Source organism: Shewanella xiamenensis, from assembly GCF_024971755.1.
GTDB lineage: Bacteria > Pseudomonadota > Gammaproteobacteria > Enterobacterales > Shewanellaceae > Shewanella > Shewanella xiamenensis.
On record NZ_CP079718.1, the window covers coordinates 373,489 to 400,423 of the forward strand.

Here is a 26,935-nt window from a genome sequence, read left to right on the forward strand (position 1 = left end):
TACGCCTTAACTTTAGTCGGTATCAACATGCGTGCAGTGGGAATTTCTTCAAAGGGCCAGAAATGGACGTAAAACAGGTTTTCCATACGGAATGATCCCCGTGGGCTCAAATTCGGTACTATTAACGCCTAGAAACGCTAGTGAAATATCGATAATCAAAGGTAACAGCATGAGCCAATTAGAAAGTTTCTCATCCATCTATGCCAGAGCGAGTGAGCGCAAAGGCGGTAAAAAGGGACTCGAAGCCTTACTTCCTGGGTGTCTAACGAGTGCTGAAATTCGTCAATACGATGATGCTACGCTGCTTTCGGCCATGAGCCGACAAGTGTTCCAGAGTGGTTTTGTCTGGCGCGTGGTCGATAATAAATGGCCTGCTTACGAAAAATCCTTCTTTCATTTTGTGCCCGAGAAGGTATTAATGTTGTCACCCGAGCAGATCCAAGCTCGCGCTGCGGATGCGACCTTGATTCGCCACCTAAAGAAAACCCAAGCAATTTATGATAATGCTTTGATGATCCATGATATTGCCCGCGAACATGGCAGCTTGGCTAAGCTGATTGCTGACTGGCCGACCGAAGATATCGTCGGACTCTGGGCGTTCTTAAAGAAGCGCGGCGCTCGTCTCGGTGGCAATACGGGGCCGTATTTCTTACGTGGAATCGGTAAGGATACCTTTTTGTTAACCGATGATGTGCAAGGCTATTTTAAAGCGCATAAGCTGGTAGATGCCGGCTTTAGCTCGCAAACGGCGTTAAAACAGGTACAGGCCGTGTTCAATCAATGGCAACAGGAGTCGGGCCGTTGTCTTGCGGATATCAGCCGGGTGTTAGCCTGTAGCGTGGGTGATAATCGTATTTAGATAAAAAAAAGACCAGCCAAATTTGGCTGGTCAAGGCTCGATATTTCAAGCAATTGGAGTACTGCAGGGAAGCAGCGGGATGAACGTATAAGCAAAAAAACAGGATTAGAAACTTTTACTGATCCCAATGACGACTCTGTCATCGAAGATTTCAGTTTGTGTACCATAGACTTTATGGTCAGTGTCGACAGTGCTGCCGTGGTAGCGTAAATCGAAGTTAAGACCGTAATAGGCTTTGCTTAAACCTATGTTCCAGTGGCCCCAACCTTCGGCGCCATCACCAGTGAGATCTTGATAACCCACAGATGCTGAGATTTTTACACCGTTGTCAAAGCTATAGCTGGGGTGTAGAGCGTAGTTCACCCCGTGCCAGCCATCGACACCAAACCAGTCATCCACCGTTGGGGTGACTTCGAGTTGCAGATTGGCTCGACCGAATTGTTTACCCACTTTTAGCCATAATTCGGTGTAGTTGGAATAGGAAGCTCCGGGGTAAAGGTATGAAAACAGCATGACATCATAGGTAAAGCCAGAATCGCCAAACTCTCCCGCTTTACCAATAAAAGGCGCGGTAACAATTTCTAAGTTTGGGTCAGCAAACTTAATGTTGGAGCTAAATACCCCAGCATACCAACCTTGATTGTGGTTCCAACTTAATGTGCCTTGGACGACCGGAATATCGCCATCTAAGGTCTCGGATTCACCACGAAACACATAGTCCGAAGCAAAATTAACATTGCCGTTAAGGGTGCCACCAAAGAGTTGATTATCTTCAGCAGCGTGGGAGCTGGCCGCCAAAGAAAGTAACGCCCCAGTGAGCAGCAATTTAGTACGAGTCTTCATAATCATCATCTCAAAGTGATTGGAAATTGTTAGCGCACCTATATCGTAAAAATAAATTGTTAATAGCGGTGCCGCCTGGGATGAACCAATAACGAAAAGATATGAATGAATGTGAATAAGCAGCGAAATAACAGGGTCAATAAAAGCGTAATTTATAAAACTGCATTTTTTTTGGGAAGCTGAGTTTCATTAAATGGGGTGCAAAATGTAATATCCAATTTGCGCTATACAACGCTTGGTCATAAAATGTCGCGTCCAAAGGTTTGAATATCTATTCGTTTCCCTGACCCATTTGTAACAAGGATTTACGTAGCAATAGTAGGCATTCGGATAGCAAGGTATGGTCATTCCATGCTTGATCCAATATGACCACACAAGGGTTATATATGCACAAAACCTTATGTAAAAGCTTGTGCTAATATGCCCTAGCTGTATCAAATAAATGTTTACTCAGGTTAATCGAGTATAAACATTTGTGTCGCCAAACATGTTTGCAACATTTTTGATATAGAGTAGGCTGAATAAGTGCTTTGTATCGTATAACGCTAACAATCTTATCTACAGTTAACATACTTCTTAAATAGGATAACAATTCTACTAATAAGGTATTGGCAAAGGTGTGAATATTTTCATTAGTTTACACTTTTGTTTGTTTATCTTTCTTGTTGATCCTTATAGGGTATACGATAAGTAATAGCTTTGATTTTAGTTATAATTATGGCCGTGAAATCATCCATATTGTGTGAACACGGTGGCGTTAAAATTTAAAGGAGTTCTCATGCGGCAGACAATTAAACTTGCCTCAGTAATCAGCGTGGCGTTGTGGATGGCAGCTTGTAGCCCTCAAGAGGATAAAGCCGCTCATGGCGGCGCGGGGCCGCAGAGCATGGAAGTTGGGATAATCAAAGTGGAGGCTAAGCCACAGGTTATCCAAGTCGAGTTACCGGGTCGTAGCAAGGCATTTCTTGAAGCCGAAGTTCGTCCTCAAGTGAATGGCATTATCACTAAGCGTAGCTTTGTCGAAGGCGGCAATGTGAAGCAAGGCGAATCTCTTTATCAAATTGATTCTGCGCCTTATAAAGCTGCACTTGTCAGTGCAAATGCTGACTTAGCTCGAGCAAATGCAAGCCTTGCTTCTGCCAAGGCAAAAGCGGCTCGTTATCAGCAGTTAGTTAAAACTAACGCGATCAGTAAACAAGATTTCGACGAAGCCGAAGCCGCTTACAAAGAAGCGCTGGCCAGTGTGACTGTGGCGGAAGCGGCGATTAATACTGCGAAAATCAATCTTCAATACACTGAAGTATTAGCGCCGATTTCAGGCCGTATCGGTAAGTCGAGTGTAACAGCGGGTGCGCTAGTAACGGCTAACCAAAGCCAAACTCTGGCAACTATTCAACAGCTTGATCCTATCAATGTGGATATCGCTCAATCGAGTGCTCAGCTGTTACGCCTAAAAGCCAAACTGAAGCAAGGTAAGCTGCAGGCGGCGGATAATGCTGACGTGCAGTTAGTCTTAGAAGACGGCACGATTTATGGTCACAACGGTAAGCTGCAATTTGCTGAAGTGAGCGTGGATGAAAATACTGGCTCAGTGATCCTACGCGCCGAGTTCCCTAACCCAGATGGCATCTTACTGCCTGGCATGTATGTTCGTGCTGTATTGAATACCGGTACCGATCCTCAAGCCATCCTAGTGCCGCAAAAAGCCATTACCCGTAACGCTAAGGGTCAGGCCGTGGCGATGGTGGTGAACGATCAAGGTCTAGTGGAAGCAAAAATTGTTACCACAGCTGAAGTTATCGACAATCAATGGCGTATTACTGCTGGTTTAGAAGCGGGCGATAAGTTGATTGTGGAAGGATTACAAAAGATCCGTCCAGGTGCACCAGTCACCACCAAAGTTATTTCTGAAACCCAAGCAAAATAGGGCATAGCTATGGCACGTTTTTTTATTGATCGTCCCATCTTTGCGTGGGTGATCGCCTTAATCATTATGTTGGCGGGGATTTTATCGATCCGATCCCTGCCAGTCTCGCAGTACCCCAGTATTGCGCCACCGACAGTAGTGATCAGTGCGAACTATCCAGGTGCATCGGCCAAAATCGTTGAAGACTCAGTAACTCAGGTGATTGAGCAACGTATGAAGGGTATCGACCACCTACGTTATATCGCTTCAACCAGTGATAGCTTTGGTAACGCATCGATTACCTTAACCTTTAACGCTGAGGCCGATCCGGATATCGCGCAGGTTCAGGTACAAAACAAGTTACAGGGCGCAATGACCTTGTTACCACAAGAGGTGCAATCTCAAGGGGTTAACGTTAACAAGTCAAGCTCTGGCTTCCTGATGGTATTGGGCTTCGTATCGACCGACGGTTCTTTGGACAAGGGTGACATCGCCGACTATGTGGGCGCTAACATCCAAGATCCTATGAGCCGTGTACCGGGCGTGGGTGAAATTCAGATTTTCGGTGCTCAGTACGCGATGCGTATATGGTTAGACCCGCTGAAACTGACTCAATATAACCTCACTAGCTTAGATGTGGTGAGTGCTATCCGCGCGCAAAACGCACAGGTATCTGCTGGTCAACTCGGTGGTACGCCATCACTGCCAGGACAAGAGCTAAACGCGACTGTATCGGCACAGAGCCGTCTGCAAACGCCAGAACAATTCCGCAAGATTATTCTTAAATCCGATACGTCGGGTGCGAACGTGTTCTTGGGTGATGTGGCGCGTGTCGAGTTGGGTTCAGAAAGTTATGCCGTAGAGTCTCTGTATAACGGTAAACCAGCCTCGGGTATTGCGATTAAGCTGGCAACCGGTGCTAACGCGTTAGATACGGCGGCAGCGGTTCGCGCTAAAGTGGAAGAGTTGCGTCCCTTCTTCCCTGCTGGGTTAGATGTGGTTTACCCCTACGATACAACACCATTCGTTGATAAATCGATTGAAGGCGTAGTCCACACTCTGCTTGAAGCGATCGTACTGGTGTTCGTCATCATGTACCTCTTCCTGCAGAACTTCCGTGCGACTTTAATTCCAACAATTGCAGTACCTGTGGTATTGCTGGGTACCTTTGCGATTCTCTCGGCAACGGGCTTCTCCATCAACACCCTTACCATGTTTGCAATGGTACTGGCGATTGGTCTACTCGTGGACGACGCGATTGTGGTGGTTGAAAACGTTGAGCGGGTGATGGCCGAAGAGGGCTTAAGTCCACTCGAAGCGACCCGTAAGTCGATGGATCAAATTACTGGCGCGTTAGTCGGTATCGGTCTGACCTTGTCGGCGGTATTCGTACCTATGGCGTTTATGTCGGGTTCTACTGGGGTAATTTACCGTCAGTTCTCGATCACTATCGTTTCTGCGATGGCGCTGTCTGTGCTGGTGGCCTTGATTTTAACCCCCGCACTCTGTGCGACTATGCTCAAACCGTTGAAGAAGGGTCATGGCCATATCGAAACGGGTTTCTTCGGTTGGTTTAACCGTGGTTTCGATCGCTTAACGAACCGTTACGAATCGAGCGTGGCTGGCATTGTGAAGCGTGGCTTCAGGGTCATGATGATTTACGCTGCATTAGTGGTGGCAGTGGGCTGGATTTTCATGCGCATGCCAACGGCATTCTTACCAGACGAAGACCAAGGTATCTTGTTCACGCAGGCAATTTTGCCAACCAACTCTACCCAAGAAAGCACCATGAAAGTGTTAGAGAAAGTCTCTGATCACTTTATGGCTGAAGAAGGCGTAAGGTCGGTATTTAGTGTTGCGGGCTTCAGTTTTGCGGGTCAAGGCCAGAACATGGGTATTGCCTTCGTTGGTTTGAAGGATTGGTCAGAGCGTGAAGCGCCAGGTATGGATGTACAATCCATTGCGGGCCGCGCTATGGGTGTATTCAGCCAAATGAAAGAAGCCTTCGTATTCGCCTTCGTACCGCCAGCGGTCATCGAGTTGGGTACGGCCAATGGTTTCGATATGTACCTGCAAGATAAAAACGGCCAAGGTCACGATAAGTTAGTGGCGGCGCGTAATCAATTGCTGGGTATGGCAGCTCAAAATCCAAACCTTGTGGGGGTTCGCCCTAATGGTCAGGAAGATGCGCCAATTTATCAATTGCACATTGACCATGCTAAGTTGAGCGCATTAGGCGTTGAGATTGCTAACGTTAACAATGTGTTGGCAACGGCGTGGGGTGGTTCTTATGTTAACGACTTTATTGACCGTGGTCGTGTTAAAAAGGTATTTGTGCAAGGTGATGCTCAATACCGTATGCAGCCAGAAGACCTAGACACTTGGTATGTGCGTAACAACAAGGGCGATATGGTGCCGTTTTCAGCCTTTGCGACAGGTTCTTGGGAATACGGCTCACCACGTCTAGAACGTTTTAACGGTTTACCTGCGGTGAATATTCAAGGCGCAACAGCACCTGGCTTTAGTACTGGTGCGGCCATGAATATTATGGAAGACCTAGTTAAACAGTTACCACCGGGCTTTGGCATCGAGTGGAACGGCTTATCCTATGAGGAGCGTTTATCGGGTAACCAAGCGCCTGCGCTATATGCGTTGTCGATTCTGGTGGTATTCCTCGTATTGGCTGCACTGTATGAGAGTTGGTCAGTTCCGTTTGCGGTAATCCTAGTGGTTCCGCTAGGTATTATCGGTGCCCTGCTGGCGATGAATGGCCGCGGCTTGCCAAACGACGTGTTCTTCCAAGTAGGTCTGCTGACGACCGTTGGCTTGGCAACCAAGAACGCCATCTTGATTGTGGAATTTGCGAAAGAGTTCTACGAGAAAGGGGCGGGTCTGGTGGAAGCGACGTTACATGCTGTACGTGTGCGTTTGCGTCCGATTCTGATGACATCGCTCGCGTTTGGTTTGGGGGTTGTGCCGTTAGCCATTAGTACAGGTGTAGGTTCAGGTAGCCAGAATGCCATCGGTACTGGTGTACTTGGCGGTATGATGAGTTCGACGTTCTTAGGTATTTTCTTCGTGCCACTGTTCTTCGTTATTGTTGAGCGGATCTTTAGTAAACGAGAGAGAAAAGCGAAAGACGAAAAGCCAACATCGGCGGAGTAATCTAACGTTCTAATCAAAGCCCTGTATTTACAGGGCTTTTTGTTGGGCGAAAAATATTATCGTTACAAGGATGGATAGCTACCTTGAATCAATTCGGGCATATTAAATGAGTCAAGATAAAAAGGGAGCAGGTGATGTCGGCAGTCAGTAAGGATCAATTAATCAAATTAGAGGCATCTCTCGCAAAGGGAAAGTGGTATTTCATTTTGGTGATTGGCGTACTGTATTGGGGGAGTGTGACGTCACTTTTGGTGGCGGGGTTTCAATACTTCACCGCTGAGACACCATTTTGGCTGGCAATGAAAGTCGCACTATATATCTATCCCGCGAGTGGCGTGCTATTTGGCTGGACGCTATGGATGCAGTTAAATCACAGAAGAGATAAACTGCGCGGCAAATATCGTCCATAATCAATACATAGCGCTGGCGTAGGAGCAAAATCGTGTCATCGGTGAGCAGTCTTATCACTAAGCAACTTGTCGTAGCGATGATTTGCCATGCTATCGCTATTGGCATTTTGGCCTATGGTGCCTATGAGTTTTATCTTGAGCAGCTTGTCGTCCCCGAGCTCATCCGTAGTGTTGCCGTAGCGGTATTTTTTATCGGCATGGGACTCGAACCCAATATGTTTTTTACACCGTTAAGTCAGGTCATAACCCAAGCCGACGATAAGTCGCCTAAGTCGAAATTACAAACGATGGTGTTTAACTTTGGGGTTTTCTTACTGATTTGTGGCTTTTTAATGGAATGGTTGTACGACTAGCCCGTTAAATCTGTCCATGAAAAAGGCGCCGAGACTAGCTGCGAAGCCCTAATCAACCTAGCGAAAGTTAAACTTGTGCTTCAGGCATCACTCGTGCCTAAGGCGTATAGTAAGTTGCTGCCCCTGGCCCTACTGGTAAACCAAAACCGAATACCCACAGAAAGAAAAACGCCGTCCAGCCGATGAAGAACACTAAGGTATAAGGCAACATAGTGGCGATCAGTGTGCCTATGCCGAGGTTTTTCTTATAGCGACAGGCCACCGCTAAAATCAATCCGAAATAACTCATCATTGGCGTGATTAAGTTAGTTACCGAATCCCCAATACGGTAGGCCGCTTGAATGGTTTCGGGCGCATAGCCAACTAACATCAGCATGGGCACAAAAATGGGCGCGGTAATGGCCCACTGTGCTGAAGCACTGCCCAGCATTAGGTTGATAAAACCGCACAGCATAATAAAAAACAGGAACAGGATTGGCCCAGTTAACCCTATGGATTGCAAGGCATCTGCGCCCAGCACGGCTAACACGGCGCCGAGATTACTCCAGTTAAAGAAGGCCACAAATTGTGCCGCAAAGAACACCAGTACAATATACAGTCCCATTGTACTCATACTGTGCGACATGGCATTGATAACGTCTTTATCGTTTTTAATGCTGCCAACGACCTTGCCGTAGACAAAACCCGGGATCGCAAAACAGATAAAGATAAAGGCGACGATGCCTTTGAGGAAGGGTGAGCCCGAAACCAGACCGGTTTTAGGATCGCGCAGTGGTGCACCCTCTGGCACGACTGACAGCGCAAGGATTACCGCTAGCACCAGCATAGATAACCCCGCCCACTTGAGGCCGCGTTTTTCCAACTCAGTGACATTGCCCATGGATTGATGCACGGTTTCATCGGCATCATCGCCCTGATACTTGCCCAGTTTGGGCTCGACAATTTTCTCGGTTACAAAGGCGCCGAGGAAAGTGATCACAAAGGTCGAGACAAACATAAAGTACCAGTTAACCTCAGGGCCGACGTTGTAGTCGGGGTCGATCATCCGCGCCGCCGCTTCAGTTATGCCCGATAACAGTGGATCGACAGTACCGAGCAATAGATTTGCGCTGTATCCCCCTGATACTCCTGCAAATGCGGCGGCTAAGCCTGCTAACGGATGACGGCCTAAGGAATGAAAAATCATCGCCGCCATGGGAATTAATACCACATACCCTAGCTCTGCCGCGGTGTTTGACATAATCCCCGCAAACACGATAGTCACTGTCACTAAACGCTTAGATGCACCCATGACGAGTGCACGCATGGCGGCGGATAATAGTCCTGAACGCTCGGCGATACCCACACCCAGTAGGGCAACCAGAACCGTGCCCAAGGGGGTAAAACCGGTAAAGTTAGTGACTAAGTTGGACACTATCATCCGCAAGCCTTCGGCATTCATCAGGCTGACCACATGGATAAGTCCATCGGCACCTCGGCCGTGCGCGCCCTCGGGGCGTGGATCGGCCACCGTCAACTCAAAGTAACCAGCAATGCCAGACACCAGAATCACGGCGACACAAAATAGAGCAAACAGGGTAATAGGATGTGGCAATAAATTACCTAACCGTTCGACAATATTCAGAAAGCGTAGAAACCAGCCACTTGAGCTGATGTCATGTGGGGGCGGTGTCTTTATGGGAATATGATTGGATTTCAAACTCATGCCTTGCCTCTGTCGACCTTTGCTAGCGCATTTTTTATCCGTGAGCTGAATCGATGCGGCGTGACTTGGCTGAGGAGCCTCTCGCTCAAGTGATTGGATTAACGCTAAGGTAAAAGTGAAAAATTGGCCGAAAAGTATGATGCTTGTGCTTTAAATAAAACTTAAATGTGGCTAGAGCAGTATGTAGGCAGATTTTGGATAAAAAAATGGACTCACGGGGAGTCCAGTATTCACGAGCAAAAAGGTTGCTCTAAACGTTGTGCAAATTAACTATAGCTTAGTTTTTCTGTATCCAAGCTGAATGTTTTCAATCAATTCGGGTTTAATCTTGTCACAAAAAATCTTGGGTCAGATGCTCTTACCTGTGCAGTAAAAGATAACATTTCATTGCGCTAGCTAACGCTTTAGATGAAATTCTTGCTTATTTATGGTTAGCTGTAGCCATTAAAAACAATAATAAACACTAAGGATGGAAGATGGACAAACTGTTACTGGGATTAGCGCTGATTTTTATCGTGACCTATCTTTGGTATGTCAGCCTAGTCAAAAAACGCAATACCGCCCTTGAGGCTCTGTCGGGGATCGATGTGCAGTTGGCTAAACGCGCCGATCTCGTGCCCAATATCCTCAAAATCGCCAAGCGATTTATGGATCATGAAAAGTCATTGCTCACTGAAATTACTGAGCTACGCACGCAATTAACCCGTCATTACAACAAGACTGACCCCAATGCGGTTAAAGAGCATATTGCACAAGCCGAGCAATTAAACGACAAAATGGCTACCTTGATGGTTAATGTTGAAAACTATCCCGAGCTGAAGTCCGACAACACTATGCTTGAAGCCATGCAAACCTATAACGAGGTCGAAGCACATATTTCGGCGGCTCGTCGTTTCTATAACTCAGCGGTATCGGAGTTAAATACAGCCGTTGAAATTTTTCCCGGGTCGATTATTGCGTCAATGGCTAAGATTAAAGTGATGCCATTTTATGAAGTCAGTGAGGCATCTAAAGCACCAATAGACGCCGCAGATTATCTGTAATCTTTAATATTTGCGGGGGCAAAATGCCCCCGTAAAATAACGATCTCAATGAATATACTCACCTTTATCTTAGGTAGTCCCATTAAGGCACAGCGACAGACGGTAAAACTGTCTGCAGAGCCTGCGGATAGGGAATCGCTGCAACAGTATTATGATTCCCACCTTGCACCGCTTGCTGCCCGTTATGAAACCAAGCGCGTAGCCAGCCTGAAGGCAACACGTCAACGCTTGTATCTCAGTTTAGTGATTGTTGCGGGTCTCGTACTATTAACGATATTGGGACATAGCCGTGGGCTGGTGTTGTTTCCGCTACCAATAATTGCACTACTGCTATTAGGTTTTTGGAGTTTTACCCCGACAAGGCAGTTTACGCGTCAAGTGCAGCAAGAAATCTATCCCATCATGTTTAAGTATTTTGGTGAAGACTTTATCTACAATCGCGAGATGCGCCTTGATATGAATCGGCTCTCGGCGGCAAAAGTCTTACCTCATTACGACAAGGTGAGTTTTGGTGACTATATTCACGGTCAATACAAAGGGGTAGAACTAATCGTCAATGAGTTAACCCTGACCAAAGATGTGCGAGTGGAAGAGTGGGACGGTAATAAACGCAGAACCGTAACCCGCACTGAAACCCGTTTTCGCGGCACAGTGGTCGAGCTCAGTAGTCACAAGCAGTTTATCGGCCATACCGTGGTATTAAAGGATCGCGGTGGGCTGGCAAATTTCTTATCCGACAGTCATTCGGGGCTGCAAAGAGTGCGACTAGAAGACCCATTGTTTGAAAAAGAGTTTGATGTGTTTTCAACAGATCAAATTGAATCACGTTATTTGCTCAACACCGCTTTTATGGAGCGATTACAGCAACTGGCAAAGGTCTTTGCTGGTGATATCCAATGTGCTTTCTTTCGCAACCGGCTGATCCTATTTTTGCCCAATCGTAGGAGTCGTTTCCAAATGCGCTCTATCTTTGATACTGCGAATTTTTCGACAGAATTTAGCCAGTTAAACCGTGAGATGAAGCAACTCTTTGCTATTATTGAAATACTTAAACTAAACGAATACACGGGACTTTGATGATAGCAATGCACCAACCACCTACTTACCTTAAGTCGATTGCGCTATATGGGCTCGGCTTATTGTTAACTTGGGGGAGCTTTGCAACCGTGTTCGCCGAAGAGGTCAAACCGACTAAGCCGCGCATTGTGGCGCGCTATTCTGACAGTGGCATCGTCAGCGCGGAAGGCCAAGAAAAATTTAAGGTTTATCAATATCAACAGGCCAATGGCGTAACGGTTTTTACCGATAAAGCGCCATCGAGCAGCGACTACCAGATCCTACTGTACGATTGCTTTGCTTGTCGCCCAGACTCGACTATCGATTGGAATGGTATTCGGTTGTTTACCCGTAATTACGAGAGTTTAATCAGCCGCGCGGCCCATAAACATAGGTTAGATCCTGCACTTATCCGTGCGGTTATCCATGCTGAGTCAGCATTTAATGCTAGAGCGATATCCCGCTCGGGGGCTATGGGGTTAATGCAATTGATGCCCGAAACCGCCAAAGAGATGGGTGTGACTAATGCTTTTTTGCCAGAGGAGAATATTCTCGGTGGCAGTAAGTATTTGGCGCAAATGCTAAAACAGTTCAATGGGGATATTGCGCTGGCCTGTGCGGCCTATAATGCTGGGCCTACAACTGTGACTCAGTACAACGGTATTCCGCCCTATCCAGAAACCCAAGCCTACGTAGAACGGGTGCAAATTCTGCTCAAGCGTTACCGCAGCACTAAGGTATAAGGTTCGCTGTAACTATCGATATTCTGCTTTAACAACAAACGCAGCGGGACAAGTAAAGTATCCGCTGCGCTATGTTGCAGCTTCATAATGTTGAAGCCAATCTGGCTGAGCTTATTCGCCAACTTCCCATTTTACGCTGACATGACCATCTGCTTGGCCTAAGGTTTTACCTAAGTAATCGAGCACTTCGGTTGCAATTTCATCCAGTTGCCAAGGTGGATTGATCACCCATAGTCCTGCGGCTGTCATGCCAAACTCGTTAGAATCGGGCTTGATGGCTTGCTCGATACGCAGTTGGCGCTTAATACCGCTAGTGGCTAAGCGGGAGAGCATTTCTTCTGTTTGCGCGCGGTTGACTACCGGATACCAGAGCATAAATACGCCCGTGGCAAAGCGTTTGTGCGCCTTGATTAACGTGTCGGCCACTGTTTGATAGTCGGTCTTAATCTCATAACTGGGGTCAACAAGTACCAGTGCGCGGCGCTCTAGTGGCGGTACTGCGGCAATCAGCCCTTTTAAGCCATCGCCTTTAATCACTTTAACTTGCTTATCTTGTTCGAAATACTCATCCAGTAGCAGATGATCGGTACCGTGCAGCTCGTGTAGCAGCATACGATCCTTTGGCCCAAGATCCATATCGATAAAGGCTGGCGAACCTGGGTAAAAGTTCAGTTCTTCTGGATTGTCTTCATTAAAATGACGCACCGCATCTATATAATCTTGCAAGGATTTGGGCAGATCGGTTTTGTCCCACAGTTTTGCTACCCCGTCGAGATATTCACCTGTCTTTTGGGCAAACTCATCCGTTAACGCATAACCGCCTGCACCCGCATGGGTGTCGATATACACGAGCGGTTTGTCTTTTTTATGCATTAACTGCAAGGTTTGCAGCAACATAGCGTGTTTCAGCACATCGGCATAATTGCCGGCGTGATAACCGTGACGGTAACTTAACATGGGGGATCCTAGTTATTTGCAAACAAAGCAAAGGGAGGCAAATGCATGTCGGCAATTATACCTAGGATGCCCTATGGCGTAAAATTAATGCCTCACTTTGCCCGTTTTTTATGGGTGAGCCAATGTGAAGGGGTTTGCATCTGGAAGGTTTTTAGCCAAAGCCCAGCAGGGGCGGGTTTACCAAATAAGTAACCTTGAAACTGTTCACACCCTAGTGCGGTCAGTTGCATTAATTGCGTTTCGGTTTCGATCCCCTCTGCAATGACATTCAGGTTTAAACTTTTAGCTAATAAAATTGCGGCGTTGACAATTTGAGTATGGCGCTCGCTAATACCTAGCTGACTCACAAAGTAACGGTCGATCTTAATGGTGTCGGCACTGATATCGATTAACTGGCTTAGTGACGCATGGCCAGTGCCAAAATCGTCAATCGCAATGGATACGCCCATACGAGCAAGAGTGTTTAAACGTCTGCCAGTTTCTTTATATGTTGAAAATACTGAAGTTTCTGTAATTTCAATTTCTAATAATGGGATGAGTTCAGGATGATTCATATAGGTTTGGATCAAGACTTTAAAGAAGCGATCCGACAGTATATCTTGCCCTGACAAGTTGAAAGCTATCCTGACCATAGGGACATTTTTTGGCCAAGAGCGGATCAATTGGAGTAACTGTCTAAGCACTTTCATCGCAAAAATCGCCTGTAATTGTGACGACTCTATAATGGGGATAAAGGTGCTTGGCATGATCATGCTGCCGTCTTTATCGAACATTCTGGCGAGCGCTTCAAAGCTAATGATATGGCCATCAGCCATCACTTTAGGCTGTAACCACATTTCAAGACGGTTGTGTTTTAACGCATCGCGGATTTTACTTTCTTGCGAGGAGGCCTCAAGTAAATTGTTAATCAAACCAACGTAATACACCATGACAGGGTTAGCTTGGGTGGTTTGTTTGATGGCAATTAAGCATTGCTCGGCGGCTTGCTGCGGCGCGGATTTATTACCTGAACAGCAACCTATTCGACATTCGAGATGATATTCAATCTGCTGTTCTTGCTTCAGTTTTAAACTGGTTGGTATGCGTTGCCGTAATTGTTGTGCAAGCGTCTCTGGGGAGATTAACGGTAGTTCGGTGAATTCTAGGGCAAAGGATGCGCCCCTAAAGCGGTATATTTTGGCCTGATGGCCGACACGTTCTTTCAGTTCTAAGGCAAAGGCTTTTAGGATCGCATCACCAACGCTGATCCCAAATGCTGCATTGATTTGGCTGAGATTATCTATCTTAACTAAGGCGACGGTCATTGCTTGATGAGTCGCGCTTGGAGCGGGGTTATACCAATGGTTCTCGTTGGGTAAACCCGTGACTAAATCATAATAATGAGTGCTGATATGGTGCTTTTTAAGTCGAGTTAATTCAAGCGCATGATTGGTTTGCGCCGTGATATCGTGACAGTGAAATAACAAGGTATCGTGGTGCTCCAATGAGGCTTTTTGCAGGAGATATCGATTGCTTTGGTTGTTTTTTAAACGGGTCTGAAATGACGCGGCGAGTAAATTGACGCTGGCATCTTCAGTTAAATCAAAAATGTCACATAGGCGAGTGCTATTGAGTGTGATATCGGCAGCAATGTTCTTTGCCGCATTATTTAGGTTGAGAATCACCCCATCCTCATTACAGAAGAAAGACGCTGTGCCATTATTCTCAAAAATCTCAGCATATTGATCTAAGGTATGTTGCAGTGCCTTTTGATGCTTAATCATCTGCTGTGCATGGATTTTTTGGGTTTTTAACAGCCGCATTGCCGATAAGGGGATACAGATATTAAAAAACATAAACAGTAACCCGTTTAGATAGGCGTGAGTTGCGGGCAGGCTAATATCCACATCGACAAGGGGCGGGAGGTTTTGGTTACGCAGCAATAATAAAAAAGGCAACACATTGAAGCACATCATCCAGCAGGCGACTTTTCTGCCAAACAGAAAAAGCGCCATCAGCGGCAGCGTATACAGAAAAGTAATACCCGCCTGCGACAAATTGAAATTAGGTACAAACAACAAGATAGACAAACAGGCTGCAACCACCATGACCAGCAAACTGATTGAACTCGCCAGTAAACATCGACGGGTAAACCATAGCGCAAGAAATAGCACAGTTAAAAAACTGACCGTAATGCCAATAATAAAACTGAGGTTGAGTTCATATGCGATCAATGAACTGTGCAGCACTATGCTGGTGGTCAATACTGCACCACTTAGCAAAATAATCCGCAATAAACTGGTTTTTAATATGGTTCTATCAGGGTTTAAAAAGTCTTGCTCTCTGATAAACAAAAAACCTTTCAGCCAGTTAAGCAAAAAATGTCCTTATTCCATACGGAAGTCGCTAAGGTTGACTGGGAATAAGACATATAACATAAATCGCTAATTTGTTACATAAATAGATTTCTTCCATTATAAATCAGTCAATTACATTGTGATTGATGTTTGAGTTTTTATAGGAGCAGTTAGACAAATTGACCAACAACTTAATACTCGCAAACAAGGTGATTTGCTTGCATGTTCATCAAGGCGGTTCTTTGGCATAATGGCCGCAATTTCTACCCGTTAAACAGTGATCCCTTTGCCTATTCCAGTCTTTTTTAATCAGCAATTTCCAACACTTGTGGACATTTGTGCCCGCTGGCAACTGGTTTTTGATGTCGATGCGCCATTTGAGTTGCGTTTTGAATCAGACACCTTGACGCTACATAAGCGTGATGAGCCTAAGCTCGATGGCATAGTGGTGGATTTTGTGGCAGGCGCGGTTGCCCATAGACGCAAGTTTGGTGGCGGTCGTGGTCAGTCGATTGCCAAGGCTGTTGGGTTAAAGCAGGGCGTTACGCCAAAAGTGGTCGATGGTACTGCGGGTCTCGGCCGCGATGCCTTTGTGCTGGCAAGTTTAGGCTGCACCGTGACTATGGTAGAGCGCCATCCTGTAGTGGCCGCATTATTAGAAGACGGCCTACGCCGCGCCTATCAAGATGCCGAAATCGGCGACTGGATGCGTGAACGTATGCAGCTTTTCCATGGTTCCAGCCTCGAAGCACTCGCAAAATTGGAGCAAGAGGTCGATGTCGTCTACCTCGACCCTATGTACCCCCACCGTGACAAATCAGCCTTAGTAAAAAAAGAAATGCGAGTCTTCCAAACCTTAGTCGGCGCGGATCTTGACGCCGATGGTTTGCTCGCCCCCGCCATGGCCCTAGCCAGTAAGCGTGTAGTGGTGAAGCGCCCCGATTATGCCGAAGACCTCGCCGGCGTTAAGCCCAGCATGGTTATCGAAACTAAGAAAAACCGCTTCGATGTATATATAAAATCGGCAATGAAGTCGTGAATTTCATTCGTTTTTTATTCGATTGAATTATTTAACTATTTGATGTGACTATTTTTGTGCTTTCTTGGCAGATTGCACAATCTTATCTGTGCTTTATATAAAAGGAAATATTATGAAGTTAAAGACAATATCTGTCTTATTAATGTCCTCAGTTTTAACGGCTTGTGCAACTAGCGGCTATAAAGTTGCGCCAGAAAAAGAAACTGCCTCGCTTCGTGTTTTATCGACTGACAGCGCTAATACGTCGGTATGGATTGATAACACTGAAGGTTGTATCAAGCATAATTTCATTCCAGGTGGTGAAATTGCTGTATTAGGTATGAAGGCGAATTTATTGGCAAATCGCCAAGCAGGCCGGAAAATCGGGATGCCGTTGTATCGTTCAGATGTCCATGAAAAGCAACAAACTGAGTTAAAAGTAGAGGCTGGAGTACCACTTTCTTTCTATTTTGCAGGTGTATGGGTTGACGGCGCTAACACGCGAATTGATGGTTATACCTATTGTGTGAAAAAAGTCAGTTTTACGCCCAAGGCTGGAGCAAATTATGAAGCTCAGTATTTTGTGGATAAGATTAACGGAAAAGATCAGTGCACAATTAAACTGTTTGATATTGTTGAGGATAAAGGTAATTTTGTTAAGACCGAGGATCCAAACTATCAACTGATCACTGAGATCTGCAAATAGACATCATAAAGTCTGTGTATAAGCCCTGCGACTCTGCTTTTCCTTGAAACTGCATGGTGCTTTCAAAAGTGTTCAAATAAAAAAGCGCTAACCTAGGTTAGCGCTTTTGTTTTTGAATAAAGGTTATGTTTATCGCACTAAGGTAAACAGTGGGGTTTGACTGACCGCTTGAAAATCCAGCGCCATGGTTACACTGAGTGCTGTGATGGTAATAATTGAAAAACCAAACACTTGTCTGGCCCAACGTGGCATATCCACATCTTGACGATAACCTTTGAGGGCCATAGTTAGCCACCAGAGGCTGGTGGCACAGGTCACGGCCATAAAGGCGGTGCCTGTGTAACCTGCGAGTGGCAGCATAGTGCTGACCAAGGCGAACACTGCAATATAGAGCACTATATGGTGCTTCGCCTTGGCCATCCCTTCGGCGACTGGCAGCACGGGGATCTTCGCGGCTGCATAGTCATTAAAGCGGAAAATCGCGATGGCGTAGGAGTGTGGCATCTGCCAGAGGCTGAACATCAGCAATAAAATCACTGCGCCCATATCCATTTGCCCCGTTACGCTGCAATAGCCCACCACGGGCGGTACTGCGCCCGAAAAGCTGCCGACTAAGGTGCCGTAAACCGAGTTTCGCTTCATATAGAGGCTATAAATCCCGACATAAACGACATAGCCAATAGCGGCAAACAGCAGGGCTAAGGCATTAGTGAACAGAGCTAAGATGCTAAATCCAAGCACGCCTAAGGCGATGCCAAACAGCAAGACATGGCTTAGGGGAATTTCGCCCGTGACGGTGACGCGTTTGCAGGTGCGCTGCATTTTGGCGTCAATGTCACGGTCAATACAGTTATTAATCGCACAGCCTGAGGCGACGACTAAGGATAATCCCACTAAGCTTGCCAGCATCAAGACCAGATCCACATCGCCCTTCGCGGCCAATAGGAAGCCGCCAGCAACGGAAATCAGATTCCCGAAAATGATGCCAGGCTTAGTTACCTGTACATACCCTTTGAAGCGTGCTTTCCATTGCGTCGATGTCAATCTAGCTTGTGTGTTCATTTGCTGTGTCTCGTTACATCATCAAAGCGTTAGCTTCGAGAATGATCCATACCGACAAGCCAACCACCATCACGATGATCAGTGCGGTAAATAGGAAGGAGAAGGTGTTGATCTTGCCTTCCTTAGAGAAGTCCAAGTGCAGGAAGTACTTAAGGTGTACCAAAATCTGCACCAGTGCCGTGACAACGACGATGGCAAGCGTCGTCGATTGCTCGAAGTGATGGGTCATTACCGCCCAGAATGGGATGGCAGTTAACACCACTGATAGCACAAAACCGACTAAGTAGGACTTGATGCTGGCGGCCAGATCGTCTGCGCCATGGCTATGATCATGCGAATGAGTATGTGCGCCCATTACAATGCTCCCAATAAGTACACAACGGTAAATACGCAAATCCACACTATGTCGAGGAAATGCCAGAACAAGCTTAAGCAGCTCAGGCGAGTGATGCTGCGGTTGCCTAAGCCCGTTTTGGCGACTTCAATCATCATGATTGCCATCCAAATTAACCCTGCGGTCACGTGCAAGCCGTGCATGCCCACTAAGGTGAAGAAAGATGACAGGAAGGCGCTGCGTTGTGGGCCGTTGCCATGTTCGATCAGGTGATGGAACTCATAGACTTCCATGCCGATAAACACACAGCCCAGTGCAAAGGTAATGGCTAACCAAGTGAGGGTTGCCGCCTTGTTGTGGCGCTTAGCGAAAATCAAGGCAAAGCCATAGGTAATACTACTGAGCAGCAGGGCTGCGGTTTCGATCAGCACAAAGTTCAGTTCAAAAATGTCTTTACCCGATACACCGCCGTCGGTGTTCATATAGAGCACGGCGTAGGTGGCGAATACGGATGCAAACAGGATGCAGTCGGTCATCAGGTAGAGCCAAAAACCAAACAGGGTGTTGCCACCCGTGTCATGGTGCTCGTGGTGCTCCTCGGCGTGAGCAACTTCTAAATCAGCTGGGATTGCAACACTCATATCAGCCCCTTACTACATTGTTTAAGTGAGCATTTTCAATGCGTGCCACTTCATCGGGTTGAACGTAATAGTCGACATCGTTGTTATAAGCACGGAATAAGAACACGATAAACGCGCCCACCATGCCCACAATCGCGAGCCACAGAATGTGCCAAATCGCAGCAAAACCAGCGGCAGTAATGCCCAGCGCCATTAAGATACCGCTTGGGGTATTTTTCGGCATATGGATTGGCTGATAGTGTTTTTGGCGTTGATAGGCGGTGCCTTTTTCTTTCGCATCGGTAAAGGCATCGATATCAGACACTTGTGGCAACTTAGCAAAGTTGTAGAACTGTGGTGGTGATGCGGTTGACCATTCCAGCGTGTGGCCATTCCATGGGTCGCCAGTGGTGTCACGGTTTTGGTCGCGGTCACGGATACTTACGTACAGTTGCACGAATTGCAGAATGATACCGACCATGATGATGCAAGCACCCACGGCAGCGATATAGATCCACATGTTCCATGCTGGGTTATCAATGTGGTTGATACGGCGAGTCATACCCATAAAACCGAGTACATACAGCGGCATAAAGGCCACATAGAAACCAATTTGCCAGCACCAGAATGACGCTTTACCTAAACGCTCATTTAAGTGGAAACCCGTCGCTTTTGGGAACCAGTAAGCAAAACCAGCTAAGTAACCGAATACGGCACCACCGATAATGGTGTTATGGAAGTGAGCGATCAGGAACAAGCTGTTGTGCAGTACGTAGTCGGCACCAGGTACGGCCAATAACACGCCCGTCATACCACCAATGGTGAAAGTCACCATAAAGCCTAAGGTCCACAGCACTGGCACAGTTAAGCGCAGGCGGCCGCGGTAAATGGTGAACAACCAGTTAAACAGTTTTACCCCAGTCGGGACCGCAATCACCATGGTCATCACACCGAAGAAGGCGTTGACGTTGGCGCTCGAGCCCATAGTAAAGAAGTGGTGTAACCACACGATAAAACCGAGGATCGAAATCGCGCCACTGGCCCATACCATTGAGGAATAGCCGAACAGACGCTTAGAGGTAAAGGTTGAAATCACATCCGAGAAGATACCGAACGCAGGTAAAATCAGGATGTACACTTCAGGGTGACCCCAAGCCCAGAACAGGTTGATATACATCATGGCGTTACCACCACCATCATTGGTGAAGAAGTGGAAACCCATGTAGCGATCGAGTGTTAACAGTGCTAAAACCGCGGTCAGGATTGGGAACGACGCCACGATCAGGATGTTGGCCCAAGTACAAGTCCAAGTGAAGATGGGCATTTGCATCAGCTTCATGCCTGGCGCGCGCATCTTAAGCACAGTCGCGATAAAGTTGACCCCGGTTAAGGTTGTCCCTATCCCCGAAATCTGCAGTGCCCAGATATAGTAATCGACCCCAACCCCCGGACTGTAAGCCAGCTCAGACAACGGCGGGTAAGCTACCCAACCGGTACGGGCGAATTCACCTAAACCTAATGAAATATTGATCAGCACGGCTCCCGAGGCGGTAAGCCAGAAGCTGAGGTTGTTCAAGAAGGGGAAGGCAACGTCGCGGGCACCAATTTGCAGTGGCAGCACTAAGTTCATTAGACCGATCATAAATGGCATCGCCATAAAGATAATCATGATCACGCCGTGGGCAGTGAAGATTTGGTCGTAATGTTCTGGCGGCAGATAACCTGCGGCGCCATTGGTGGCCAGAGCCTGCTGGGTACGCATCATGATGGCGTCGGAAAAACCGCGGATCAACATGATGAAGGCAAGCACTATGTACATGATACCTAGGCGTTTATGGTCAACCGAGGTTAACCAGTCGTGCCAAAGCACGCCCCATTTTTTGTGTTTAGTGATCAAGGCTGCGACGTACAGGCCTATCACGGCAACAACCGCAAGGGTCACCATGATGATAGGCTCATGATACGGGATCGCATCTAAGCTTAATTTACCGAGAAAAGACATGATTACTCCGCCTCCACTGGGTGAGTGGATGAGTGTTCTGTTGATGAAGTGTCAGAATGGGTTGAGCTTTCCATGTCGGCCATCTTCTGTTCGCTCGCCATATGCGCCATATCGTGGTGCATGCCAGCCATATTGTGGTCGGCACTCATGTGTTCCATACCTTCATGGCCTGCCATGTGCTCGTTTGAGTCCATGTGCATGTATTGCATAACGATTTGATCGAACATGCCGTGACTAACTGAGCCAAAGTATTCAACAGGATTGTTTTCACTCTTCTGTGCTAAGGCTTGGTAAGTCGCAGAGTCTAAGGTCTTAGTCGCCTGTTGTTTTGCCTTGGCTACCCAAGCATCGAAGTCGGCCGCCGTTGGCGTGGCAATGGCTTTAAATTTCATGCCCGCAAAACCTGCGCCGCTATAGTTAGCGGAAATACCGTCATAGGTACCGGGTTCGTTGGCAATCAGGTGCAACTTAGTCGTCATCCCAGCCATTGAGTAGATTTGGCTACCTAATTGCGGGATAAAGAAAGAGTTCATAGCGGTATCAGAGGTGATCTTAAAGTTCACTGGTACGTTCGCTGGGAAAGCCAGTTCGTTTACCGATGCAACACATTGTTCTGGATAGATAAACAACCATTTCCAGTCCATAGAAACCACTTCAACCGTAATTGGCTTGGCCTCGTGTTCGAGTGGTTTGTAAGGGTCGAGATCATGGGTTGAACCCCAAGTGATCACGCCCAAAATCAATACGATCACAATAGGCACAATCCAAACCACGGTTTCAATCGCGCTTGAATGGGACCATTTAGGGGCGTAAACCTCATGATCTCGGCCATCGCGATATTTCCATGCGAAGAACAAAGTCATGAAGATCACGGGGATAACCACAATCAGCATGAGTAGGGTAGCGATGATGATCAGGTGCTTTTCATCGACACCGATCTGGCCCTTGGGATCCAATACGCCGCCATCACAGCCTGCGAGCATCAGGGCTATCGCCGCGAATGCTACTTTACTTAAATTTCGAATTAACAAAGGAAGATTCCTCTAACCCTAAGGTTTACAACTCTGCCCAGAGAGATTGGCAGTAGCATTGAGCGGCGTTATCCGAAGGCAAATCCGAAAGTGGCTCGAGCGCGGCACAAAAAATGCCTGCCACCCCAATGCAAGATTGAGGATCGACTTTCAGCGCTTAATGCTAAATTTGAATTTTAAAACAGAGAGTTACAATGGTGGGGCGCGACAACCGTGCGCAAGGTGCTCGAGGGATTTTAGCCTTGGGGGTGCTAAAAACTGGGCAGCATTAGTTAAATCTAAGCTGTTGAAAAACTTGAAGCCATTGTCGAACAGATTCCACAATTGCTTAATAATCTGGGGGTTGAGCAGCAAAATGCTCAGCAGCGTGGCGCCGAAAAACTCGATTAAAAATCCATCGCTCAGGGTGATTAACTCACCTATGTCGATACAGCCACCGACCATCACCGACACTAAGTCAGCAGCGGGCAGCACAAACAGTAACCCGAAGATCAGGGCTAAGTTTGTCATACTGAAGTGGGAGAACCTCGCTACGAGATTCAATCCTTCAGCGATAAATTGGCTGAGTGCGAATTTCAATTAACAGGTCCGGCTAAACGAGAGGAAATTGTTGGCTGAATAAAAATTCAAGCTGCAACTTTTTTGTGCGGGCGGGAGGATAACAAGAAGCGGGGATTGATTGAAAGTAGATCTAGGTCACAAAAGGGCTTTTGCATTAAAAAAACCTTAATTTAAACCAAAATTAAACATAATGGTTACATATTTAACTAAATACAAACTGATTTCACTCACATTCTGTGTGGAAAATGTGATGAAGATATGCAAATGTCTTGGCTTCACTGTGAGTCGTTTAGCGCGCTTATTTGCCGAGTTGGTTGTTTATAGTTTCTGATTTTAGTGATGCCTTGCCGATATTCAATGCTGAATCCTACAATAAAGCGTAGCTATCACCCTAGGGTGTTTTGTGGCAGTTTAACTGGTTAGACAGCGTAAAAATAATTTTTACATCATGGTACCGCTTTGGCTTTCAACTCCCAATGAGCTAACGGTTTGACTACTCTTGAGATTGATTTGCAGATTAAGGCATTATGGGCCCATTCTGATTATCAACCCAATTAATACAAGGGATTAAATATCAACGCATTTGCGCATTATTTTAAGGTCAATTTATTCATAGCCTTAGCCTACTTTATTGTCGGTAAAATGGGTTTGATGATTGCCTTACCTCCCGGATATTCTGCGGCAATTTGGCCCGCGGCAGGGATCGCAATCGCTGCTTGTCTTTTATGGAAAGCATATGCGCCTTGGATTGGGGTTTTTATAGGGGCATTGCTGATTAATATTAATATTGGTGGGCAACTACATCTCGGTTGGTTGCCCGTCAGTATTGCCTTGGGCACGTTACTACAGACCATTATTTCTGCTCGAATTATTCGATACATCGATCCTTTACTGACCTTTGATAAACCAGAAACTGTTATAAAATCAATGGCTAGTCTCAGTGCTGGTTGTATTATTGCCTCTCTATTGGGTAATGCTGCACTTGCAGTTTACGGCATGATTCCAAGTTCGGATCTCGTTACCAGTATGCTCAATTGGTGGATGGGCGATTTCCTTGGAGCGGTCATTTTTATCCCGCTAACCATATTAGTGTTTGATCGGCGACCCATTTGGCGCTCAAGGCGGATTCAAACAGGACTACCTTTGGTGATTGGTTTTTTACTTTGCGTGGGGATTTATTATTACGCAGATATGAACCAGCGGCAGCAACTGCAGGATAAGTTTCAAATTCAATCCAATGCGATTATCAGTAGTGTGGAAACTTTTCAGGGAACCAATCTACAACAATTAGTTGCCCTTGCCAGCCTGTTTGATAACAGTGAAATAGTCACGGAAGATGAATTTATTCAGTTCGGTAAACGTAATCGACTCCAATTAGATGGCTTTAAGGCTTGGGCTTGGTCACCATTGGTTGCGGCGAGCGATAAACAGAGTTTTGAGTCTGCAACCACAGCTGAGCTGGGGCGACCTTTCAATATCAAATATTTAGAGGGGGGCAAACCAAACGCCGACGGCTGGCTTGTGCCTGTTAAGTATGTGCAACCTATGTATAGCAGTCGTGCCGTACTTGGATTAGATCTCAACAGCGAGTCTGCGAGGGCGGCAGCCATAGCAAAAGGGAGATCAACGCTTGCGCCGGTGATCACAGGCAAAATCCAATTAGCTGAAGATCCTCATGGCCTTGGAGGCACGCTACTATTGGTGCCTTCTTTCGATCGCGTCGGTAACATTAAAGGATTTTGTTCGGCGGTGATCGATATCCAAAGCATCATCAATAAAGTCGAACAGGTAAAAGGTTTGCATTGGCGGCTAACGGATATGAGTGCTGATGGAGCCTTGCTCTATGCGAATAGTCAGAAAGAATTTCCTACCTTTTCTGGTAAGTTACATAGCGATAAAACAGGCCAATACTATCAGGCCCACTTAACGCTTGCCGATAGGCAATGGCATATTGTTATTTACGAGTCGTATGCTCAACTGATGGGTGAATCTTACAGTCTGTCACTGTTGCTATTACTTTTAGCCTTTATCACCTGTGCCGTTGTGAGTGGTGTGACATTAATCTCTTCCGGTGAGCGTCATCGGATTGCGGATAAAGTGGCAGAAAAAACTATGGCACTTTCGAAGGAGATTGCGCGTAATCAAGCATTTCAAGCCACCCTCGTTGAGAGCGAAGAAAAATACCGTAACCTATTCGATAAGGCACCCGTTGGCCATGTGTTAAAACGTCTTGAGGATGGGCACTTTGTCGCCATTAACCAAGCATTTACTGAAATTACGGGCTACACACTTGAGGAGCTTCAGGCGCTTGATCCTTGGGATCTTACCCCGATTCGTTACCAAGTGACTGAGGCTGAGCAGCTCGAACGCCTCAAGCAAACACGCCGTTATGGTCCTTATCAGAAGCACTATCGGCATAAAGACGGACAGCTAGTGGCCGTCAGACTGAATGGCTCCTTAGTGGCCGCAGCTAATGGTGAGCCGCTTATCCTGTTTATTGTGGAAGATATTACCGCGCAAGAGCGCACTATTGCCCGAGTTAACTTGTTGGCACAGGTATTCCAGCAAAGTGGGGAAGGTATCACTATTATCGATGCCAATGATGTCATCGTGGATGTTAATAGCGCCTTTAGCCAAATTACTGGTTACTCAAGGGATGAAATCATAGGTAAAAACTGTCGTTTTATTGAAGCCGCTCGAACCGATAAAAACATTGATGCTCAAGTGCGAGCTGCGCTTGAGCAAACGGGATTTTGGCAAGGAGAAGTGTGGGATCGCCACAAAGATGGCTATGATTTCCCGAAATGGCTGATGATGTCTGTGGTTCGCGACGAAACTGGGGCAATCAGCCATTACATCGGCAGTTTTACCGATATCAGCGAACGCAAAGTGAATGAGGAACGCATTCACTTCTTAGCGCATCATGATTCCTTAACTTTGCTACCGAATCGTTTGAGTCTGCAATCGCGTTTGGAGATGGTTTTTCAGGAGGCTTTTGTCAGCCAAACCCAGATTGCCGTAATGTTTATCGATATGGATCATTTCAAAAATATTAACGACACCCTGGGACATCATGTCGGCGATATGTTGTTGCTCGAAGTGGCGCGGCGCTTAAAGAGTATTGTAAGCAGTGACGATATCGTCGCGCGCTTAGGCGGTGATGAATTTGTCGTGGTGTTGTCCGATACGAATCACGATAGCGTCGCTAAGGTGGCGGAAGCCTTGCGCAGCGGTCTGAATCAAGTCTACATCATAGATAACAAGCCCTTACATTCATCACCTAGCATAGGCATCAGCCTGTTCCCAACCGATGGTGACAGTGTTGAGGCATTGATGAAAAATGCCGATATGGCCATGTACCGCGCCAAGGCGGCGGGGCGAAACAACTATCAGTTTTTCACCGCTGCAATGAATACCTTAGTGACTGAGCGCCAGCAAATTGAAACTGGGCTCAGGCAAGCCATTGCCCGTGATGAGTTACTGCTGCATTATCAGCCGCAGATCGATATCAACACCGGACAAATGGTGAGTGTTGAGGCGTTGATCCGCTGGCAGCATCCCGAATTGGGATTGGTTGCTCCCGATCGCTTTATTCCTATTGCCGAGGAGATCGACATGATTATCCCCATCGGCCAATGGGTATTAGAGCAAGCACTAGCACAACTGGCGCAGTGGCGTAAAAAAGGCGCGAAAGACTTGCGAATGGCGGTTAATCTGTCGGCGCATCAGCTGCGTAAAGAGACCATAGTTGCTGATATTATCAATGTGTTAGCTCAATATGATCTTGGCAAGGGAGCATTGGAGCTTGAGATCACTGAAAGTGTCGCCATGCAGTATCCTGAGCAAAATGCCAAGTTGCTGGCCGAGTTGCGTCAATATGGGATTGAATTGGCTATTGATGATTTTGGCACCGGCTATTCGTCACTCTCGTACTTGAAGTTGCTGCCCTTAGATCGGCTTAAGCTCGACCGTTCCTTTGTCAAGGATATTGAAAATGATCCAAACGATGCGGCAATCAGCGCGGCCACGATTTCGATGTCCCATGAGTTAGGGTTAACCGTGGTGGCTGAAGGAGTGGAAAACGAGGCACAACTGGTGTTGCTCTCGAGCATGGGTTGCGATCTGGTGCAGGGATATTATTTCAGTAAACCCTTATCTGCAGATGATTGTTTGCGTTTTATTGAACGCAATTTTTAGGCCGTTTTTTATCCATTTAGCACTATAC

General features: G+C 46.7%; 21 protein-coding genes. 11 read left to right on the forward strand and 10 right to left on the reverse strand.

What is annotated here, in order from left to right; translation table 11 throughout:
• The first annotated feature begins 169 nt into the window (after window positions 1-169).
• A complete protein-coding gene (locus KXJ80_RS02740) occupies window positions 170-859 on the forward strand; it encodes a DNA-3-methyladenine glycosylase I (protein WP_037423837.1) in 690 nt (229 codons plus the stop codon).
• Window positions 860-964: 105 nt separating this feature from the next.
• Here KXJ80_RS02740 and KXJ80_RS02745 read toward each other — a convergent pair whose 3' ends face one another.
• Window positions 965-1,711: a TorF family putative porin gene (locus tag KXJ80_RS02745; protein ID WP_099458477.1), complete on the reverse strand. Its 747-nt coding sequence runs from the start codon at window positions 1,709-1,711 to the stop codon at window positions 965-967.
• 769 nt (window positions 1,712-2,480) lie between these two features.
• On the opposite strand from KXJ80_RS02745, the gene KXJ80_RS02750 reads away from it, so the two are divergent.
• The 4 genes from KXJ80_RS02750 to KXJ80_RS02765 all read left to right on the forward strand — a co-directional run bounded on the left by KXJ80_RS02750 (window position 2,481) and on the right by KXJ80_RS02765 (window position 7,536).
• Window positions 2,481-3,629, forward strand: a complete 1,149-nt coding sequence (locus KXJ80_RS02750) for an efflux RND transporter periplasmic adaptor subunit (protein WP_037423834.1) — start codon at window positions 2,481-2,483, stop codon at window positions 3,627-3,629.
• 9 nt (window positions 3,630-3,638) lie between these two features.
• Complete coding sequence (locus tag KXJ80_RS02755) at window positions 3,639-6,773, forward strand: efflux RND transporter permease subunit (protein ID WP_037423831.1); 3,135 nt, start codon at window positions 3,639-3,641, stop codon at window positions 6,771-6,773.
• 134 nt (window positions 6,774-6,907) lie between these two features.
• The gene (locus KXJ80_RS02760; RefSeq protein ID WP_069453948.1) at window positions 6,908-7,183 is read left to right on the forward strand and encodes a hypothetical protein; all 276 of its coding nucleotides are present in this window, start codon (window positions 6,908-6,910) and stop codon (window positions 7,181-7,183) included.
• Between the two features lie 32 nt (window positions 7,184-7,215).
• Window positions 7,216-7,536: a hypothetical protein gene (locus KXJ80_RS02765; protein WP_080612354.1), complete on the forward strand. Its 321-nt coding sequence runs from the start codon at window positions 7,216-7,218 to the stop codon at window positions 7,534-7,536.
• Window positions 7,537-7,633: 97 nt separating this feature from the next.
• Here KXJ80_RS02765 and KXJ80_RS02770 read toward each other — a convergent pair whose 3' ends face one another.
• Window positions 7,634-9,241, reverse strand: a complete 1,608-nt coding sequence (locus KXJ80_RS02770; RefSeq protein ID WP_256930987.1) for an AbgT family transporter — start codon at window positions 9,239-9,241, stop codon at window positions 7,634-7,636.
• 476 nt (window positions 9,242-9,717) lie between these two features.
• Here KXJ80_RS02770 and KXJ80_RS02775 point away from each other — a divergent pair, with 476 nt between their 5' ends.
• Genes KXJ80_RS02775 through KXJ80_RS02785 form a run of 3 tightly spaced genes read left to right on the forward strand, consistent with a single transcriptional unit; the run spans window position 9,718 to window position 12,083 of the window.
• Window positions 9,718-10,284, forward strand: coding sequence for a LemA family protein (locus tag KXJ80_RS02775; RefSeq protein WP_037423819.1), 567 nt, complete (start codon window positions 9,718-9,720; stop codon window positions 10,282-10,284).
• A 48-nt stretch (window positions 10,285-10,332) separates the two neighbouring features.
• Window positions 10,333-11,361 carry a DUF3137 domain-containing protein gene (locus KXJ80_RS02780; RefSeq protein ID WP_218737758.1) on the forward strand — a complete coding sequence of 343 codons (1,029 nt, stop codon included), beginning with the start codon at window positions 10,333-10,335 and terminating at the stop codon, window positions 11,359-11,361.
• Window positions 11,361-12,083, forward strand: coding sequence for a lytic transglycosylase domain-containing protein (locus tag KXJ80_RS02785; protein WP_037423814.1), 723 nt, complete (start codon window positions 11,361-11,363; stop codon window positions 12,081-12,083). Before KXJ80_RS02780 ends, KXJ80_RS02785 begins: the two co-directional genes overlap by 1 nt.
• Window positions 12,084-12,194: 111 nt before the next feature.
• On the opposite strand, the gene KXJ80_RS02790 is transcribed toward KXJ80_RS02785, so the two are convergent.
• Together KXJ80_RS02790 and KXJ80_RS02795 are read right to left on the reverse strand one after the other, a co-directional pair.
• Window positions 12,195-13,040 carry a 23S rRNA (adenine(2030)-N(6))-methyltransferase RlmJ gene (locus tag KXJ80_RS02790; RefSeq protein ID WP_055648535.1) on the reverse strand — a complete coding sequence of 282 codons (846 nt, stop codon included), beginning with the start codon at window positions 13,038-13,040 and terminating at the stop codon, window positions 12,195-12,197.
• Window positions 13,041-13,132: 92 nt separating this feature from the next.
• Window positions 13,133-15,397 carry a GGDEF domain-containing phosphodiesterase gene (locus KXJ80_RS02795; protein ID WP_259474523.1) on the reverse strand — a complete coding sequence of 755 codons (2,265 nt, stop codon included), beginning with the start codon at window positions 15,395-15,397 and terminating at the stop codon, window positions 13,133-13,135.
• Window positions 15,398-15,662: 265 nt separating this feature from the next.
• Here KXJ80_RS02795 and KXJ80_RS02800 point away from each other — a divergent pair, with 265 nt between their 5' ends.
• A complete protein-coding gene (locus KXJ80_RS02800) occupies window positions 15,663-16,415 on the forward strand; it encodes a class I SAM-dependent methyltransferase (RefSeq protein ID WP_218737760.1) in 753 nt (250 codons plus the stop codon).
• A gap of 112 nt (window positions 16,416-16,527) precedes the next feature.
• Window positions 16,528-17,100: a hypothetical protein gene (locus KXJ80_RS02805; protein ID WP_144345335.1), complete on the forward strand. Its 573-nt coding sequence runs from the start codon at window positions 16,528-16,530 to the stop codon at window positions 17,098-17,100.
• 129 nt (window positions 17,101-17,229) lie between these two features.
• Here the strand turns inward: KXJ80_RS02805 and cyoE are convergent, their stop codons facing one another.
• The 6 genes from cyoE to KXJ80_RS02835 form a co-directional block, all read right to left on the reverse strand.
• The gene (cyoE, locus tag KXJ80_RS02810; protein ID WP_218737761.1) at window positions 17,230-18,162 is read right to left on the reverse strand and encodes a heme o synthase; all 933 of its coding nucleotides are present in this window, start codon (window positions 18,160-18,162) and stop codon (window positions 17,230-17,232) included.
• A 13-nt stretch (window positions 18,163-18,175) separates the two neighbouring features.
• On the reverse strand, window positions 18,176-18,517 hold the full coding sequence (gene cyoD / locus KXJ80_RS02815) for a cytochrome o ubiquinol oxidase subunit IV (protein ID WP_023266130.1): 342 nt from the start codon (window positions 18,515-18,517) through the stop codon (window positions 18,176-18,178).
• Window positions 18,517-19,137, reverse strand: coding sequence for a cytochrome o ubiquinol oxidase subunit III (gene cyoC / locus KXJ80_RS02820; protein ID WP_218737762.1), 621 nt, complete (start codon window positions 19,135-19,137; stop codon window positions 18,517-18,519). The genes cyoD and cyoC overlap by 1 nt, the downstream gene beginning before the upstream one ends.
• A gap of 1 nt (window position 19,138) precedes the next feature.
• The gene (cyoB, locus tag KXJ80_RS02825) at window positions 19,139-21,118 is read right to left on the reverse strand and encodes a cytochrome o ubiquinol oxidase subunit I (protein ID WP_218737763.1); all 1,980 of its coding nucleotides are present in this window, start codon (window positions 21,116-21,118) and stop codon (window positions 19,139-19,141) included.
• 2 nt (window positions 21,119-21,120) lie between these two features.
• Window positions 21,121-22,149, reverse strand: coding sequence for a ubiquinol oxidase subunit II (gene cyoA, locus KXJ80_RS02830; RefSeq protein ID WP_218737764.1), 1,029 nt, complete (start codon window positions 22,147-22,149; stop codon window positions 21,121-21,123).
• Between the two features lie 189 nt (window positions 22,150-22,338).
• Window positions 22,339-22,659 (reverse strand): hypothetical protein, encoded by a 321-nt coding sequence (locus KXJ80_RS02835; RefSeq protein ID WP_089068811.1) that lies wholly within the window; start codon window positions 22,657-22,659, stop codon window positions 22,339-22,341.
• A 624-nt stretch (window positions 22,660-23,283) separates the two neighbouring features.
• On the opposite strand from KXJ80_RS02835, the gene KXJ80_RS02840 reads away from it, so the two are divergent.
• Window positions 23,284-26,907: an EAL domain-containing protein gene (locus KXJ80_RS02840; RefSeq protein ID WP_218737959.1), complete on the forward strand. Its 3,624-nt coding sequence runs from the start codon at window positions 23,284-23,286 to the stop codon at window positions 26,905-26,907.
• Window positions 26,908-26,935 lie beyond the last annotated feature (28 nt).